The organism is Microbacterium radiodurans, from assembly GCF_008710705.1.
Lineage (GTDB): Bacteria > Actinomycetota > Actinomycetes > Actinomycetales > Microbacteriaceae > Microbacterium > Microbacterium radiodurans.
In genome coordinates, this window is record NZ_VYRZ01000002.1 from 373,807 (window position 1) to 389,362 (window position 15,556).

Here is a 15,556-nt window from a genome sequence, read left to right on the forward strand (position 1 = left end):
CGAACCACCTCCGAGCGGAGCGCACGTGACGCAGCACGCCCCCGACGACACCGAGCTCGAGCGCGACCCCGTCGCCGCGCTCCTGGCGATCCTCGACCTCTCGTCGAGCGAGGCGCGCACGACGGAGGACATCTTCACCGGGGCCTCGCTCGTCATGCCGCAGGGACGCGTCTTCGGCGGCCAGGTCCTGGCTCAAGCGATCACCGCGGCTACGCGGACGCTGGGGCCCGACCGTGTTCCGCACTCGATGCACGGGTACTTCCTGCGGCCCGGTGACTCGTCTCGAAACATCACGTTCTCCGTCGACCGCATCCACGACGGCCGGTCCTTCGCGACGCGGCGCACGCAGGCGTTCCAGAACGGTCTGCCCATCTTCTCGATGATCGCGTCCTTCGAGCGTGAGGACCCGGGGGTCGACCACGGCGCGCCGATGCCCACCGGCATCCCGCAGCCGGAGGAGGTCCCCGATCTCGAGGAGCACCTGAGCGGCATGCATCCCATGAGCCGGCGGGTGCTCTCGGCGAGTCCCATCGAGGTCCGGCACGTCGGGCGCCCCATCTACCTCGAGCCGGCCGATCCGGCGTCGCCGGCGCAAGCGGTCTGGGTGCGCACGCGTTCGGCGCTTCCGGACGAGCCGGCGGTCCACCGGGCCGTGCTGGCCTTCCTCAGCGACCTGACGATCCAGGAGCCGGTCCTGCGCGCGCACGGACTCGCGTGGGCGACCCCGGGTCTGAAGGTCGCGAGCCTCGACCACGCGATGTGGTGGCATCGCGATGCCCGCGTCGACGACTGGCTGCTCTACGTGCAGGAGTCGCCGAGCGCCCGTGGCGGCCGCGGACTGTCGACCGGCCGCATCTACACCCGCGACGGGATGCTGGTCGCGACCGTCGCGCAGGAGATCATGGTCCGCGTTCCGGACGCCGCCGCCGCGATGTCGTGAGAGAGCTCGGTCAGCTCCGACGCGAGTAGTCGATCGGCTGGTCGAGGTACGGAGACCACGCCTCGCGCATGCCGTCGGTCAGCCGGACGGGACGGCCGGTCTCGGTCGAGACCATGACGATTACCGCGGTCGAACGCGCGTAGCGGATCTGCGGATCATCGCCTTGCGGGCTGAACACCTCGTAGCAGACGTCGATGCTCGATCCGCCCATGCGTCCGATCCACAGCTGCACGTCGAGCGGACGCTGCCCGTACGGCACCGGGCGCACGTACTCGATCTCCTGGCGGGCGATGAGAGTCATCGTCTCGGCCCGCAGGTCCAGCGCGTCGAGGATCGCCGTCGGCGGCGCCGCCACGCCGGGCTCGGGCCGCCAGAACGCACGCAGCCGCGCTTCTTCGAGGAGCTTCAGCATCGAGGTGTTGTTGACGTGCCCGAGCGCATCGAGATCGCCCCACCGCAGATGGATCGGGATCCGGATGCGCGTCGGCGCAGCGGCATCCGCTGCGCCGACGCGGTCGTCAGTCACGGGTGAGCTTGCGGTACGTCGACTTCGCGGGGTTCGCGGCGTCGGCACCGAGTCGCTCGATCTTGTTCGCCTCGTAGGCCTCGAAGTTGCCCTCGAACCAGTACCACTGCGACGGGTTCTCCGCCGTGCCCTCGTACGCCAGGATGTGCGTCGCGATGCGGTCGAGGAACCACCGGTCGTGGGTGATGACCACAGCGCAGCCCGGGAACTCCAGGAGCGCGTTCTCGAGCGAACCGAGGGTCTCGACGTCGAGGTCGTTGGTCGGCTCGTCGAGGAGGAGCAGGTTGCCGCCCTCCTTCAGCGTGAGCGCCAGGTTCAGGCGGTTGCGCTCACCACCGGAGAGAACGCCGGCCTTCTTCTGCTGGTCGGGTCCCTTGAATCCGAACTTCGAGACGTAGGCGCGCGAGGGGATCTCGGTCTTGCCCACGGTGATGATGTCGAGTCCGTCCGAGACGACCTCCCACAGCGTCTTCTCGGGGTCGATGTTCCCGCGCGACTGATCGACGTAGCTGATCTTGACGGTCTCGCCGATCTTCAGGTCGCCGCCGTCGAGCGGCTCGAGGCCGACGATCGTCTTGAACAGGGTCGTCTTTCCGACACCGTTGGGTCCGATGACGCCGACGATCCCGTTGGGCGGCAGGTTGAAGCTCAGCCCATCGATCAGCACGCGGTCGCCGAACGCCTTGTGCAGCTTCTTGGCGTCGATCACGACGCTGCCCAGGCGCGGACCCGCCGGGATCTGGATCTCTTCGAAGTCGAGCTTGCGCGTGCGCTCGGCCTCGGCGGCCATCTCCTCGTAGCGGGCGAGACGTGCCTTCGACTTCGTCTGCCGGCCCTTCGCGGAGCTGCGGACCCACTCGAGCTCCTCCTTCAGGCGCTTGGCGAGCTTCGCATCCTTCTTCCCCTGGATGTCGAGGCGCTCGCCCTTCTTCTCGAGGTAGGTCGAGTAGTTGCCCTCGTAACCGATGAGGCGGCCGCGATCGACCTCGGCGATCCACTCCGCGACGTTGTCGAGGAAGTACCGGTCGTGGGTGATCGCGATGACCGCACCCTTGTAGGCCTGGAGGTGCTGCTCGAGCCACAGCACGCTCTCGGCGTCGAGGTGGTTGGTGGGCTCGTCGAGGAGCAACAGGTCGGGCTTCTGCAGGAGCAGGCGCGCCAGTGCCACGCGACGGCGCTCACCACCGGAGAGGGGGGCGACGGACGCGTCGGCCGGCGGGGTGCGCAGGGCCTCCATGGCCTGGTGCAGCTGCGAGTCGAGGTCCCAGCCGTCGGCGGCGTCGATCTCCTCCTGCAGGGTGCCCATCTCGGCGAGGAGGGAATCGAAGTCGGCATCGGGATCGGCCATGAGGGCCGAGATCTCGTTGAACCGGTCGAGCTTCGGCTTGATGGCCACGCCCGACTCGATGTTCTCGAGCACCGTCTTGGTGTCGTCGAGCTCGGGCTCCTGCATCAGGATGCCGACGGTGAAGCCCGGCGACAGCTTGGCCTCGCCGTTGGAGGGCGTGTCGAGCCCCGCCATGATCTTGAGGATCGTCGACTTTCCGGCGCCGTTGGGGCCGACCATGCCGATCTTCGCACCGGGGAGGAACGCCATCGTGACGTCGTCGAGAATGAGCTTCTCGCCGACAGCCTTGCGGGCACGGACCATGGAGTAGATGTACTCAGCCATAACGGATCGATTCTAGTCCGCCGTGGCGGCGGCACCGGTGTCCGAGGCTCGACGGCGGAGACGGCTCACCAGTCGATCGGGCGCGTCTGACCGATGAGGCAGCCGCCGGAGGGCAGCTCCGGAAGCACCAATGCGGTCGGGGCCGGAGTGGACGGGCCGACCTGGCCGACCAGGCATTCCTGTCCCCACAGCACCGAGAACTGCAGGCTGTCGACGGGGTCGTCGACGCTCGTGCGGTCCGCGGTCACCTGCATGGCGGCTTTGTTGAACCCTGCGCCGACGAGGGCGTCGACGTACGCGCGCCCGGCCACCGCCTCCGGACCGGCGGCGACCTGCTGCATGATCGCGGTGAAGATCGGGAGGTTGTCCGCGGCCGACCCGTCCGGCACCAGGGCCGGCGCCGCGGGGGCCGTCTCCGTCGGCTCGGGCGCCGGGGCGGACTCCGACGCGGACGACGGCGTCGGCTGCGGCGCCGCGGCGGAGCACGCGGTCATCGCCACCGCACCGACGAGGAGCATCCCCAGAAGGGCGGAACGGCGCTCGGCCGGACGACGGGCGGGAGGACCGGGGAATGGACGCACCCGTGAATTGTAGGGCGAGGACGTCTCGGAGAGATGACGGCGGCCGCGGCGACGGAACTGGGCGGGTCAGAACGGGACATCGCCGGAGACCGCGACCGCCCAGCCGTCCGCATCGACGACGGCCGCCGATGAGTCGGGTGCCTCACCGCTTGCTCGGCCTTCGCGAGAACCGGCGGGGTCGGTTTCGCTCGCGACCTGATGCGGCGAGGCGGCCGACGCCCGGCTGAACGCCGATGTGCCGAACAGCAGGTCGTGACCGATCGCCTCGGCGTCGATCTCGACGTCGGTCCCGCTCTTGCCCGCCGATTCCCAGCGTCGAACCCGCAGCCTGCCGACGACGATGACCCGCTGTCCTTTCGTCACCGACGCGAAGGCGTGTTCGCCCAGCCCGCGGAACGCGGAGACGCGGTACCAGTTCGTCTCTCCGTCGACCCACTGGCCGGTCTGCGCGTCCCGTCGCCGGGACGTGCTGCCGACACGGAAGCTCGTGACGGGATCTCCGGCGCCGGTGCGCCGCAGCTCGGGTGTCGCCGCGACGTTGCCGATGACGGTGATGTGGTCGGACATGGTGATCGACTCCTCTCGCGGACCGGAGTGTCTCTCCGGTGGCTCCGGCACCCGAGTGCCCGTCGGGTGCCGGAGCTCTCTCAGGATGCCGCGGGCCCGGGAACGCGAACGGCGGTCCGCCCCGGATGGGGAGGACCGCCGCCGCAGACGGATCCGGGGAGGAACCGGTCAGGCGCGCACGTACTCGGCGAACCGCGCGCGGACCTTGTTGACCTTCGGCACCGCGACAGCGAGGCAGTAGCCCTGGCCGGGGTTCTTCGCGAAGAAGTCCTGGTGGTACTCCTCGGCGGGGAAGAACTCGCTCGCGGGCTCCGTGGTCGTGACGACGCCACCGCCCCAGATGTCCTCCGCGCGTTCGCGGGCGGCCGAGAAGAGCTGCTCCTGCTCGGCGTCGAGGGGGAACATCGCCGAGCGGTACTGCGTGCCGACGTCGGCGCCCTGACGGTTGAGCTGACGAGGGTCGTGCATCGTGAAGAACGCGTCGAGGATCACGTCCGCCGGGATCGTCTCGGGATCGAAGGTGACCGCGACGGCCTCGGCGTGGCCCGTCCGTCCGGTGCACACGGCCTCGTAGCTGGGGTTCGCGACGTCGCCGCCGATGTACCCCGAAACGACGTCGGTCACGCCGTCGAGAGCCCGGTACGCCGCGTCCAGACACCAGAAGCAGCCGCCGGCGAGGATGAAGGTGGTGGTCATTGTGGAACTCCGTTCTCCCGTCGTGCGGGATCTCACCGGTGACAACGATCCTGCCCGGAGTCCTGTTCCCGGCGATGTCGGAACCCCGGCATAGCTTCATCCTCGGAGGGACGACGATGAGCACTGTATGCGACATGCCGGTCCGGGACGTGGTGGCCGTCGGTCCGGCGCGTTGGCGCGTTCTCGACCGGGCCGGCCGCGTCCGCGGCCTGATCGAGGCGATACGCCTACCGAGCGGTTTCCGCTTCCGAGCGCTCCGATTCGACCGGGCGAGTGGGTCGTTCCGTTGTCTCGGCGAATTCTGGAACCCCACCGAAGCCGCCGACTGCCTGCGATATCTCGTGTGAGCGCTCAGACCAGGGCGTCGCGCGAGACGCCGGCGACCGCAGGAACACCGGCGCGGACGCGCTCCCAGACCCGCGCGAGCAGCTCCACCGCGCGCTCCAGGTCCGCCGGCGGCGCCGTGAACGGGATGCGCAGACGGTTCTCGTAGCCCCCGTCGACGGCGAACCGCGGGCCCGCCGTCAGATAGACCCCGTCCGCCCGAGCGGACATGACGAGCGCCGAGCTGAGCGGATCGGGGAGCCCGACCCACAACGACACTCCCCCGGCGACCTGCGGAACCGTCCACGATGGAAGCTCGCGCTCGAGACCGCGGCGGAGCGCGTCGTGACCCGCGGCGAGGAGACTCCCGCGCTGCGGCAGGATCTCGGGCATCCGCTCGACCAGGCGGATCGCGATCGCCTGCTCGAGCTCGGGCGTCCCGAGATCGCGCGGCGGACGCGCGCCGTGCAGGCGGCGGATCGTCGCGGCATCCGCCCGGACCCAGCCGACCCGCAGCCCGCCCCAGACGGTCTTGCCGAGCGATCCGATGCGCACGGCGTCGTCGCCGGCGAAGCGCAGCGGTGCGGAGCCCGTGAAGAAGAGCTCGGAGGTGGTGTCATCCGTGAGGAGCAGCGTGCCGGAGTCCGCCGCCGCGCGCTGGATCGCCTGCTCCTCGGCATCCGACATCGATCGACCCGTCGGGTTCTGCAGAGTCGGCATGAGGTATGCCAGGCGCGGCCTGGTGCGTGTCATCGCCTCGGCGGCGCGCCCGAGATCCCACCCGTCGTCCGTCGTCACCGGCACCGCCACGAGGCGCGCACCCGCCGATCGGAACGCCTCGGCTGCGTGCGGGTAGGTGGGCGTCTCGACGAGCACGCGATCGCCGGGTGCAACGAGCACTTCCGCCAGCAGGTGGATGGCGCTCTGCGCCCCGGTCGTGACGAGGATCTGATCGGCCGCCGTCTCGAGGCCCCGATCGCTGTACCGCTGCGCGACAGCCGCACGCAGCCTCCGGGAGCCCAGCGTGTCGTAGCCGCTGCGAGCGACGAGGGTCGCCGCATCCGCCGCCGTCTCGGCGATGATGCCCGCCAGCCCCGGCCAGGCAGCGGGACTCGCCTGCTGCAGGTCGATCGAGCCGGGCGCGGTGAGGACGGTGCCACCGCCCCGGGGCGCCTGCGGGAGCGTGAGGCTTCCGGAGCCGCGGATGCTCGTGATGTGACCGCTCGCTCGCAGGCTCGCGTACGCGCTGGCGACCGTCGTCCGACTCACGCGCAGGGTCTGGGCGAGAGCCCGCTCGGCGGGCAGCAGCGTGCGGGCGGCGATGCGGTTGTCGAGACAGAGAAGACGGATACCGTCGGCCAACGCCTCGTAGGCGGGCTCTCGCGTGTGCCAGCCGCCGAGCGCGGCGTCGAGGGCGCGGGCGGAGATCCGGGAATCCATCGAGCCACCGTATCGCGATTGGCCTCTTTCGAAAGATCCAATCGTGCGGTGTGATCGACAGCGTGACTCTTCGCCTGCTCCAGCTCATCGTCGGACTCGCCCTGTTCGGCGCGGGGTGCGCCGCCATGGTCGACGCAGGCGTGGGTCTGGACCCGTGGACGGTCTTCTCGCAGGGCGTCAGCGAGTTGACCGGCATCGGCATCGGCTGGGTCGTCAACCTCACCGGCTTCGTCGTGCTGCTCCTGTGGATCCCGCTGCGACAGAGGCCAGGCATCGGCACCGTCGCGAACATCCTCGTCGTGGGCACGGCGATGCAGCTGACGCTCCCCCTGTTCTCGACGCCCGACTCTTTCGTCCTGCAGCTCGCGATGTTCCTCGCCGGAGTGCTGCTCGTGGGCGTCTCGTCGGGCATCTACATCGGCGCGCGGCTGGGTCCTGGGCCGCGCGACGGCCTGATGACCGGCCTCAACGCACGCTTCGGCTGGCCCATCTGGGCCTGCCGTCTCGGCGTGGAGGCGTCGGTGCTCGTGATCGGCTGGCTCCTCGGCGGCACCGTCGGCCTGGGCACCGTGCTCTTCGCGGTGCTGATCGGGCCGGTCGTCCACGTGAGCCTGCCGCTGTTCGACCGGGAGCGACGGCGACGCCGCTCCCTCGGCACTGCTGCGCGACCCGCGCCTCCGGTGCAGGTCGCCCCCGAGGCCGGGCGCCGCTGAGGATCAGTGCTCGACGAACCTCGGCCAGTCCGACCCCGGCCGCATCCGGCCGTGCAGGGCGGCCTTGGCCACCTCCATCGAGGGGAAAGTCCCCAGCGGCGCGTCGGCGCCGGCCATCGTGACGAGGTAGCCCTCATCGGTGTGGCGAATGCTCCCCGCGACCCCGCCGGTGCCGTAGGCGACCCAGAGGGCCGATGTCCGTGTGTCCGTGCTCATCGTCGAGCTCCTTCCGACACGCGGAGGCTACGCGCGTCGCGCCGTGCTCACCAGGGGGTGGCGGCGGCGGACGCTCCGTGCCCCCGACAGGATTCGAACCTGTGACCGACGGATTAGAAGGCCGTTGCTCTATCCACTGAGCTACGGAGGCGGGCTCCCCGCGGGGAACGACACCAGGCTACCGCGCGGCCACGTCGGACGCGGTCATTAGGATGGGCGGCATGGTGGGATCAGCCGAGAACGACCGTCTCGTATGGATCGACTGCGAGATGACGGGGCTCGACCTGCGGGTCGACGAACTCGTCGAGGTCGCGGTGATCGTGACGGATTACGACCTCACGCCGCTCGACGACGGCTACCAGCTCGTCATCACGCCGAGCCCGGCAGCGCGCGCCAACATGGGCGACTACGTCACCGCGATGCACGCATCGTCGGGGTTGTTGGACGAGCTCGACGGCGGCGTCCCGCTCGCCGACGCGGAGGCCGCCGTGCTCGAGTACATCCAGCGCTTCGTCCCCGAGGGCAAGGCAGCCCTCGCCGGAAACACGATCGGCACCGACCGCATGTTCCTCGCCAAGTACATGCCGCGGGTGGACGGCTGGCTGCACTACCGCAACATCGACGTCTCCAGCATCAAGGAGCTGTCGCGACGCTGGTTCCCGCGCGCCTACTTCCAGGCGCCCGCGAAGGACGGCGGGCACCGCGCGCTCGCCGACATCCGTGAATCGATCCGCGAACTGGCCTATTACCGCGCGGCCGTGTTCACGCCCGCCCCCGGGCCCTCGAGCGACGAGGCGCGCGCGGCCGCAGAGGCCGTCGTGTCGTCGTATGCCCCGCGGGTGTAATACACTCGTATGGTTGTCCGGTTCGGCCGGGCACATGGTGGCTATAGCTCAGTTGGTAGAGCACCGCGTTGTGGTCGCGGGGGCCGCGGGTTCAAGTCCCGTTAGCCACCCCAGATGCACCCCGGTTCGGGAGTGGACATGATCGAGATGGATGCGGCGGAGTTCGAACTCCTCGTGACGGACGAGCTCGACCGACTCCCCGACGACATGATCGACGGTCTCGACAACGTCATCTTCGTCGTGGAGGATCGCCCGGAGGACGGCAGCCTCGATCTCTTCGGTCTGTACGACGGCTTCGCGCTGACCGAGCGGGATCGCTACGGTCAGGGCGAGCTCCCCGATCGCATCATCGTCTACCGTGAGCCGCACCTCCACGCCTGCGACGACGACGCCGCGCTGCGCGACGAGGTCCATACGACCCTCGTGCACGAGATCGCGCATTTCTACGGAATCGACGACGACCGCCTCCACGAGCTGGGGTGGGCGTGATGAGCACCGCGATCCCCGACCTCGATGAGGAGACGCGTCTCGCCGCGGCATCCCACGCCACCTGGCAGACGGTCGTCTGGAACGACCCGGTCAATCTGATGAGCTACGTCTCGCACGTCTTCCGCACGTATTTCGGATACTCGCGCGAAGACGCCGATCGGCTCATGCTGACCGTGCACAACGACGGACGCGCGATCGTCGCCGAGGGACCGCGCGAGACGATGGAGGCGCACGTGCGCGCGATGCACGAATACGGACTGTGGGCGACCGTGCAGCGGGCCGACGCATGAGCACCGAAGCCGTGGGCACGTCCGCGTGAGCGCCGTCGGTATGGAACTCGCCGAGGGCGAAGCGGACTACCTGACGGAGCTCCTCGAGCAGTATCGCGAGCTCGTCGTGTCGGCGCCGCACCACGATCCGGCGGTCGCACGACTCTCCCCCGACGCCTATCCCGATGACGCCGAAGCCTCCGCCGAGTTCCGCCGCCTCACCTCCGACGAGGTGTCGGAGCGGCGCTTCGCCGATCTCGACGTCGTCCTCGATCTGCTGCGATCGCGACCCTCCACCGCCTCCCCCGGGACACCCGTCACCCTCCGTCTGGACCCTGTCGGGCAATCCGCCTGGCTGCGCGCTCTCGCGGGACTCAGGCTCGTGCTCGCGACGCGGATCGGAATCGACGATGAGAACCCCGAGGCGCCCGGGGACCCGCGCTACGACGTCTACGAGTGGCTCGGGTACCGGCAGGAGATGCTCCTGCGGTCGCTCGAGGCCTGACTCACGCCGTCATGACGACATGCGTCGCTCGCTGATGCGGCGCATGGAGTGAGACGTGCTGCTCCTCCTGCCGGGCCCATCGGTCCCAGTGGGCACGGTAGACGTCGCCGTCGCGCGCGAGCGCGCGCTCGCGGCGGAGGTCGGCGGGGGCATCGAGCCAGACACGGACGTCGGCGAGCGACGCCGAGAGCGACGTCAGAGCTCCGCTGCCCTCGAGGACGAGTGCCCGATCGGGCACGACCTCGTCGATGATCTCGGAGTATCGATCCCGCGCCCAATCCCACCGCTGCCAGGTGCCGCCACGGCCCGCCGCCCAGGGCATCAGAGCGCGCGCATGCGCATAGGCGGCCCCGGCGAACAGGCCGTCCCACCCCGGGTACACGTCATCGAGGGCGAGCAGCTGCACCCCGTCGGGATGCGGCCAGCGCTCGACGAGCAGACGTGCGAACGTCGACTTCCCCGAACCGCTGCGTCCATCGATGATGACCACCCCGCGGGCCGCCGCAGACGACAGCACCGCGCGCACGGCGACGTCGATCGCGTCGTCGTCGGCGCCGTCGTTACGGACGCCTGCGAGGTCAGCGCCCGCCGGGTCGGCGCGTGCGCGGTGACTACTTCTTGAGGGCTCGGATGACACGGCTGAGCGCGCGGCCGACGACCCACACGAACGGGATCGCCACGGCGACGAGCGAGACGAGGTTCGGTTCGAAGCGCAGGTCGTCGCCGGTGCGGATGTACGCGCCGACCGGGATCGCGTAGCCGCCGCCACCGCCTCCGCTGGTGCCGTTGTCGTCCTCCCCGGCGCCGAATCCGCTCCAGGTGAGCGCGACGGGAATGAGTCGGATGCCGTTGACATCCTGCTGTTCGCCGTAGACGCTCGTGACGCCGAGAGCCGCTGACTGCTTGCCGAGTTCGAGTGCGAGGTTGGGCATGAGCCCACCGTACCGGTCGGAGCGCGGTGAGGAAGGGGCTTGCGTCACCCGTCGTGATCGGCCCGCGGGTTGGTGGGCATGGCACCGACGTCCCGCCGTGGACCGAGGACACTCGCACGTGTCACGGCGCCCCGGCCGAACCGCGCCCGCGCCCCGTCGAGCGCGTCGTCGACGCGACGCCAGTCCTCGTCGTCGTCCCACAACGTCAGACCGGCGCTGGCGCCCGCCCGCAGCTTCTCGGCACGCACACCGATCAGCCGGACCGGCTGCGTCAGATCGACGCTGTCGAGGAGGGCGATCGCCGCCGAGCCGATCCGCTGCCCGACGTTCGTCGGCAACGGCAGCGTCTGCGACCGGCTGTAGGTGCTGAAATCCGTCAGGCGGACCTTGATCGACACCGTCGCGGCCTCCCAGCCCCCCGACCGCAACCGACCGCCCACACGGTCGGCGAGACGCCGGAGCTCCGATCGCAGCACCGTGATGTCGCTGACATCGTGCGAGAACGTCTCCTCGTGCGAGATGCTCTTCTCGACGCGCTCCGTCTGCACGTCGCGCGCGTCGAGGCCGCGCGCGAGATGCCAGATGCGCTCGCCCATCGCCGGACCGAGCGCGCGGTCGAGGACGGAGCGCGGGGTGTCCCAGATGTCTGCGACCGTGCGGATGCCGCGCGTCAGGAGCGCCTCGGTCGCCTTCGGGCCGACGCCCCAGAGCGCACCGACGGGCCGCGCGCCGAGGAAGCGCAGCGTGTCCGCCTCGGCCACGACGAGGAGGCCGTCGGGCTTGGATATCGTCGACGCCATCTTGGCGACGTGCTTGGTCGCCGCGACGCCGACGCTGCAGGTGAGACCGGTCTCTTCGCGAACACGCATGCGGATGAGCTGCGCGATCTCGCGCGGGCTCCCCCACAGCCGACGGGCACCGGCCACGTCCAGGAACGCTTCGTCGATCGACAGAGGCTCGACGAGCGGCGTCACGGAACGGAACACGTCCATCACGCGCCGGGAGAGCTCGCTGTAGCGTTCGAACGTCGTGGGGACGACGATCGCGTTCGGGCAGAGCTGCAGCGCCCGCGCGACCGGCATCGCCGAACGCACGCCGAAGCGCCGAGCTTCGTACGACGCGCTCGATACGACTCCGCGGCGCTCGACGCCGCCGACGATGATGGGCTTGCCGGCCAGCGACGGATCATCGAGCACCGCGACCGCGGCATAGAAGGCGTCCATGTCGACGTGCAGAATGCGGGTGCCGGTGTCGTCCGCGTCGGGCGGAGACACCAGCCGTCCCGTTCCGTCTCCGCGTCCCATGCGTCCATTCTCGCCCGGGCCGCCGACATCCGCGCCGCCGTCGGAGCACGAGACAGCAGTTCCGCGCCGAGACATCGGGCCTCAGCCCCGGTGTCGGCGCGAGACTGCTGTCTCGCGGGGACGGGAGTCGCTACTGAGCGGCGCGCTCCAGGACGAGTTCGCGCACGCGCGCCGCGTCGGCCTGACCCCGCATCGCTTTCATCACCGCTCCGATGACGGCGCCCGCGGCCTGCACCTTGCCGTCGCGGATCTTCGCGAGGACGTCGGGCTGCGCCGCGAGAGCCTCATCGATCGCCGCGATCAGCGCGCCGTCGTCGGAGACGACCGCCAGTCCGCGCGCGTCGACGATCTGCTGCGGGGACCCCTCGCCGTCGATCATGCCCTCGAGAACCTGGCGCGCGAGCTTGTCGGTCAGCGTGCCGGCGTCGACCAGCTGCTGCAGCGCCGCGACATCGGCGGGCGCCACGAGCGACTGCGGCTCGGCACCCCGCGCGTTCGCGATCCGCGAGACCTCGCCCGTCCACCACTTGCGGGCGCTCGCGGGTGCGGCTCCGGCCGCGACCGTCGCGTCGACCTCGGCCAGCAGGCCGCCGTTGACGACGTCCTGGAACTCGAGATCGGTGAATCCCCACTCCCCCTGCAGGCGGCGGCGCCGCGCTGCCGGAGGCTCGGGCAGCGCCGCCCGCAGCTGCTCGATGAGCGCCAGCGAGGGCGCTACGGGAAGGAGGTCGGGCTCCGGGAAGTAGCGGTAATCGTCGGCATCAGACTTGGGACGCCCCGGCGACGTGGTGCCCGTGTCCTCGTGCCAATGACGCGTCTCCTGCGTGATCGTGCCGCCGGCGGCGAGGATCGCCGCCTGACGCTGGATCTCGTAGCGGACGGCGCGCTCGACCGAGCGCATCGAGTTGACGTTCTTCGTCTCGGTGCGGGTACCCAGCTTCTCCTGACCCCGCGGGCGCAGCGAGACGTTCGCGTCGCACCGGAGGTTGCCGCGCTCGAGGCGCGCCTCGGAGATGCCGAGGCCGATCACGATGTCGCGGATCGTCTGCACGTACGCCTTCGCGATCTCCGGAGCGCGGTGCTCGGCGCCGAAGATCGGCTTGGTCACGATCTCGACGAGCGGAACACCGGCACGGTTGTAGTCGACGAGCGAGTACTCGGCGCCCTGGATGCGTCCGGCCGCGCCGCCCATGTGGGTGAGCTTGCCGGCGTCCTCCTCCATATGCGCCCGCTCGATGTCGACGGTCACGGTGGTGCCGTCGGAGAGCTCGACCTCGACCGCGCCCTCGAACGCGATCGGCTCGTCGTACTGCGAGATCTGGTAGTTCTTGCCGAGGTCGGGGTAGAAGTAGTTCTTCCGGGCGAACCGGCTCGACGGGGCGATCGAGCAGCCGAGGGCGAGCCCCAGGCTGATCGACGAGCGGATCGCCGTCTCGTTGACGACCGGCAGCGCACCCGGCAGACCCATGTCCACTGGCGCGACGAGCGTGTTCGGCGCCGCGCCGTGGTTGTCGGGGTGCGCGGGGTTGGCCGCGGGCGAGAACATCTTCGTGCGGGTGTTCAGCTCGACGTGCACTTCGAAGCCGAGCACCGGCTCGAACATCTCCAGCGCCGCGTCGAAGTCCATGAGTGCGACCTTGGCGGCCATCAGCGTGCTCCTCCGAGAATCGGTGCGCGGTCCAGCAGCGGGCCGCCCCAGCTGTCGACGAGCAGCGCCTCCAGCGCGGCGCCGACGCGGTACAGGCGGGCGTCCTCGCGGGCGGGCGCCACGAACTGGATGCCGACCGGCAGCCCGTCATCGTCCGAGAGCCCGGAGGGGATGGAGATCCCCGGGACGCCTGCGAGGTTGACCGGGATGGTCGTGACGTCGTTCAGGTACATCTGGAGCGGATTGTCGATCTGCTCGCCGAGACGGAATGCCGTCGTCGGCGCCGACGGAGTGGCGATGACATCGACAGCGGCGAAGGCCTCGTCGAAATCGCGCTGGATGAGGGTGCGGACCTTCTGCGCGCTGCCGTAGTAGGCGTCGTAGTATCCGGCCGACAGCGCGTAGGTGCCGAGGATGATGCGACGCTTCACCTCGTCGCCGAAACCGGCGTCGCGGGTGACCGACATGACGTCCTCGACGGTGCCGCCGGGAACGTCGAGCCGCATCCCGAAGCGCACGGAGTCGAACTTCGCGAGGTTGCTCGAGGCTTCGGCCGGGAGGATCAGGTAGTACGCGGCGACGCCGTACTCGAAGTGCGGTGCGCTGATGTCGACGATCTCGGCACCCTGCGCCTCCATCGCGGCGAGCGACGCGCGGAAGGAGGCGCTCACGCCGGGCTGGAATCCGATGTCGGCGAGTTCGCGGATGACGCCGACCCTCAGGCCCGCGAGCACATCGCCTCGGGCGCCCTCTCGGGCGGCGGCGGCGAAGGACGGCCACTCCTGCGCGAGCGACGTCGAGTCGTGCGGGTCGTGCCCGCCGATGACATCGTGCAGCAGCGCGGAGTCGAGCACCGTGCGCGAGACCGGGCCGACCTGGTCGAGGCTCGACGCGAGGGCGATCGAGCCGTAGCGGCTGACGCCGCCGTAGGTGGGCTTCACGCCGACGGTGCCGGTGACGTGCGCCGGCTGGCGGATGGAGCCGCCCGTGTCGGAGCCGAGGGCGATGGGCGCTTCGAACGCCGCCACCGCCGCCGCCGAACCGCCGCCGGATCCGCCCGGGATGCGGTCCAGATCCCACGGGTTGCGCGTCGGGCCGTAGGCAGAGTGCTCGGTCGAGGAGCCCATCGCGAACTCGTCCATGTTGGTCTTGCCGAGCGGCACGAGACCGGCCGCCCGCGCGCGAGCGACGACGGTGGCGTCGTACGGCGACATGAACCCTTCGAGGATCCTCGACCCGCTGGTGGAGGGCATGTCGGTCGTGACGAGGACGTCCTTGATGGCGAGCGGCACGCCGGCGAGCTCGCCCAGCTCCTCGCCGGCGGCACGGCGGGCGTCGATGCCGGCCGCGACCTCGAGTGCTGCGTCGGAGACGTGCAGGAAGGCGTGGACGTCGCCGTCGACGGCCGCGATGCGGTCGAGGTGCGCGCGCGTCGCCTCGACGCTCGAGATCGAGCCGGCCCGCAGCTCGGCCGCGAGCTCGGCGGCGGTCAGACGGATGATGTCGCTCACTGCTCCTCCCCCAGGATCGCCGTCACCCGGAACCGGTCATCGGTGCGATCGGGCGCGTTCTGCAGCACCTGAGCCACCGTCAGCATCTCGCCGGGCACGTCCTCGCGGAAGATGTTCTCGAGCGGAATCGGGTGGCTCGTCGCGAGCACTTCCGGAGTCGCCACCTCCGAGACCTTGGCGATGTTGTCGACGATCGCGTCGAGCTGGCCCGTGAGTCGCTCGACCTCCTCGTCGCTCAGCTGGATCCGGGCGAGGACGCCGAGATGGCGCACGAGATCGGGGGTGATTTCAGACACCCGACGATTCTAGTTGGCCGCTCGGGCGCCCCACCGCCCCGGCATCCCCGCCCGACCCGTCCGCCCCGCGTAGGGTGAGCGG

20 protein-coding genes and 2 tRNA genes are annotated in these 15,556 nt (G+C 70.2%); 8 read left to right on the forward strand and 14 right to left on the reverse strand.

What is annotated here, in order from left to right:
• Positions 1–25: 25 nt before the first annotated feature.
• Positions 26–940: an acyl-CoA thioesterase gene (locus F6B42_RS07535; protein ID WP_223878400.1), complete on the forward strand. Its 915-nt coding sequence runs from the start codon at positions 26–28 to the stop codon at positions 938–940.
• A 10-nt stretch (positions 941–950) separates the two neighbouring features.
• Here the strand turns inward: F6B42_RS07535 and F6B42_RS07540 are convergent, their stop codons facing one another.
• From F6B42_RS07540 to msrA, 5 genes are all read right to left on the reverse strand, one after another.
• Positions 951–1,466 (reverse strand): acyl-CoA thioesterase, encoded by a 516-nt coding sequence (locus F6B42_RS07540; RefSeq protein ID WP_150419008.1) that lies wholly within the window; start codon positions 1,464–1,466, stop codon positions 951–953.
• The gene (ettA, locus tag F6B42_RS07545) at positions 1,459–3,138 is read right to left on the reverse strand and encodes an energy-dependent translational throttle protein EttA (protein ID WP_150419009.1); all 1,680 of its coding nucleotides are present in this window, start codon (positions 3,136–3,138) and stop codon (positions 1,459–1,461) included. The genes F6B42_RS07540 and ettA overlap by 8 nt, the downstream gene beginning before the upstream one ends.
• A gap of 65 nt (positions 3,139–3,203) precedes the next feature.
• Positions 3,204–3,719 carry a DUF6993 domain-containing protein gene (locus F6B42_RS14970; RefSeq protein ID WP_223878401.1) on the reverse strand — a complete coding sequence of 172 codons (516 nt, stop codon included), beginning with the start codon at positions 3,717–3,719 and terminating at the stop codon, positions 3,204–3,206.
• Between the two features lie 66 nt (positions 3,720–3,785).
• Positions 3,786–4,286 (reverse strand): single-stranded DNA-binding protein, encoded by a 501-nt coding sequence (locus F6B42_RS07555; protein WP_150419010.1) that lies wholly within the window; start codon positions 4,284–4,286, stop codon positions 3,786–3,788.
• Positions 4,287–4,454: 168 nt separating this feature from the next.
• Entirely contained in the window at positions 4,455–4,982 is a 528-nt protein-coding gene (gene msrA, locus F6B42_RS07560) for a peptide-methionine (S)-S-oxide reductase MsrA (RefSeq protein WP_150419011.1), read from the reverse strand.
• A 38-nt stretch (positions 4,983–5,020) separates the two neighbouring features.
• Here msrA and F6B42_RS07565 point away from each other — a divergent pair, with 38 nt between their 5' ends.
• Positions 5,021–5,329 (forward strand): hypothetical protein, encoded by a 309-nt coding sequence (locus F6B42_RS07565; RefSeq protein WP_150419012.1) that lies wholly within the window; start codon positions 5,021–5,023, stop codon positions 5,327–5,329.
• A 4-nt stretch (positions 5,330–5,333) separates the two neighbouring features.
• Here the strand turns inward: F6B42_RS07565 and yczR are convergent, their stop codons facing one another.
• Positions 5,334–6,746, reverse strand: coding sequence for a MocR-like transcription factor YczR (gene yczR / locus F6B42_RS07570; RefSeq protein WP_150419013.1), 1,413 nt, complete (start codon positions 6,744–6,746; stop codon positions 5,334–5,336).
• Between the two features lie 62 nt (positions 6,747–6,808).
• Here yczR and yczE point away from each other — a divergent pair, with 62 nt between their 5' ends.
• The gene (yczE, locus tag F6B42_RS07575) at positions 6,809–7,459 is read left to right on the forward strand and encodes a membrane protein YczE (protein WP_150419014.1); all 651 of its coding nucleotides are present in this window, start codon (positions 6,809–6,811) and stop codon (positions 7,457–7,459) included.
• Between the two features lie 3 nt (positions 7,460–7,462).
• On the opposite strand, the gene F6B42_RS07580 is transcribed toward yczE, so the two are convergent.
• Complete coding sequence (locus F6B42_RS07580; protein WP_150419015.1) at positions 7,463–7,675, reverse strand: methyltransferase; 213 nt, start codon at positions 7,673–7,675, stop codon at positions 7,463–7,465.
• Between the two features lie 78 nt (positions 7,676–7,753).
• Positions 7,754–7,826, reverse strand: a tRNA-Arg gene (locus F6B42_RS07585).
• A gap of 70 nt (positions 7,827–7,896) precedes the next feature.
• On the opposite strand from F6B42_RS07585, the gene orn reads away from it, so the two are divergent.
• The 5 genes from orn (at position 7,897) to F6B42_RS07610 (ending at position 9,783) form a co-directional block, all read left to right on the forward strand.
• A complete protein-coding gene (orn, locus tag F6B42_RS07590) occupies positions 7,897–8,520 on the forward strand; it encodes an oligoribonuclease (RefSeq protein ID WP_150419016.1) in 624 nt (207 codons plus the stop codon).
• Positions 8,521–8,557: 37 nt separating this feature from the next.
• Positions 8,558–8,633, forward strand: a tRNA-His gene (locus F6B42_RS07595).
• Between the two features lie 25 nt (positions 8,634–8,658).
• Entirely contained in the window at positions 8,659–9,009 is a 351-nt protein-coding gene (locus F6B42_RS07600; RefSeq protein WP_150419559.1) for a metallopeptidase family protein, read from the forward strand.
• Positions 9,009–9,299 (forward strand): ATP-dependent Clp protease adapter ClpS, encoded by a 291-nt coding sequence (clpS, locus tag F6B42_RS07605; protein WP_150419017.1) that lies wholly within the window; start codon positions 9,009–9,011, stop codon positions 9,297–9,299. Before F6B42_RS07600 ends, clpS begins: the two co-directional genes overlap by 1 nt.
• A 25-nt stretch (positions 9,300–9,324) precedes the next feature.
• Positions 9,325–9,783 carry a DUF2017 family protein gene (locus F6B42_RS07610; protein WP_223878402.1) on the forward strand — a complete coding sequence of 153 codons (459 nt, stop codon included), beginning with the start codon at positions 9,325–9,327 and terminating at the stop codon, positions 9,781–9,783.
• 1 nt (position 9,784) lies between these two features.
• Here the strand turns inward: F6B42_RS07610 and F6B42_RS07615 are convergent, their stop codons facing one another.
• The 6 genes from F6B42_RS07615 to gatC form a co-directional block, all read right to left on the reverse strand.
• Positions 9,785–10,420, reverse strand: coding sequence for a nucleoside/nucleotide kinase family protein (locus tag F6B42_RS07615; protein WP_223878403.1), 636 nt, complete (start codon positions 10,418–10,420; stop codon positions 9,785–9,787).
• On the reverse strand, positions 10,395–10,715 hold the full coding sequence (locus F6B42_RS07620) for a hypothetical protein (RefSeq protein ID WP_150419018.1): 321 nt from the start codon (positions 10,713–10,715) through the stop codon (positions 10,395–10,397). Before F6B42_RS07620 ends, F6B42_RS07615 begins: the two co-directional genes overlap by 26 nt.
• Before the next feature lie 44 nt (positions 10,716–10,759).
• Positions 10,760–12,019, reverse strand: a complete 1,260-nt coding sequence (gene dinB / locus F6B42_RS07625; RefSeq protein ID WP_150419019.1) for a DNA polymerase IV — start codon at positions 12,017–12,019, stop codon at positions 10,760–10,762.
• A 130-nt stretch (positions 12,020–12,149) separates the two neighbouring features.
• On the reverse strand, positions 12,150–13,667 hold the full coding sequence (gene gatB / locus F6B42_RS07630; protein ID WP_150419020.1) for an Asp-tRNA(Asn)/Glu-tRNA(Gln) amidotransferase subunit GatB: 1,518 nt from the start codon (positions 13,665–13,667) through the stop codon (positions 12,150–12,152).
• Positions 13,667–15,178: an Asp-tRNA(Asn)/Glu-tRNA(Gln) amidotransferase subunit GatA gene (gatA, locus tag F6B42_RS07635; protein WP_150419021.1), complete on the reverse strand. Its 1,512-nt coding sequence runs from the start codon at positions 15,176–15,178 to the stop codon at positions 13,667–13,669. Before gatA ends, gatB begins: the two co-directional genes overlap by 1 nt.
• On the reverse strand, positions 15,175–15,474 hold the full coding sequence (gatC, locus tag F6B42_RS07640) for an Asp-tRNA(Asn)/Glu-tRNA(Gln) amidotransferase subunit GatC (RefSeq protein WP_150419022.1): 300 nt from the start codon (positions 15,472–15,474) through the stop codon (positions 15,175–15,177). The genes gatA and gatC overlap by 4 nt, the downstream gene beginning before the upstream one ends.
• Positions 15,475–15,556 lie beyond the last annotated feature (82 nt).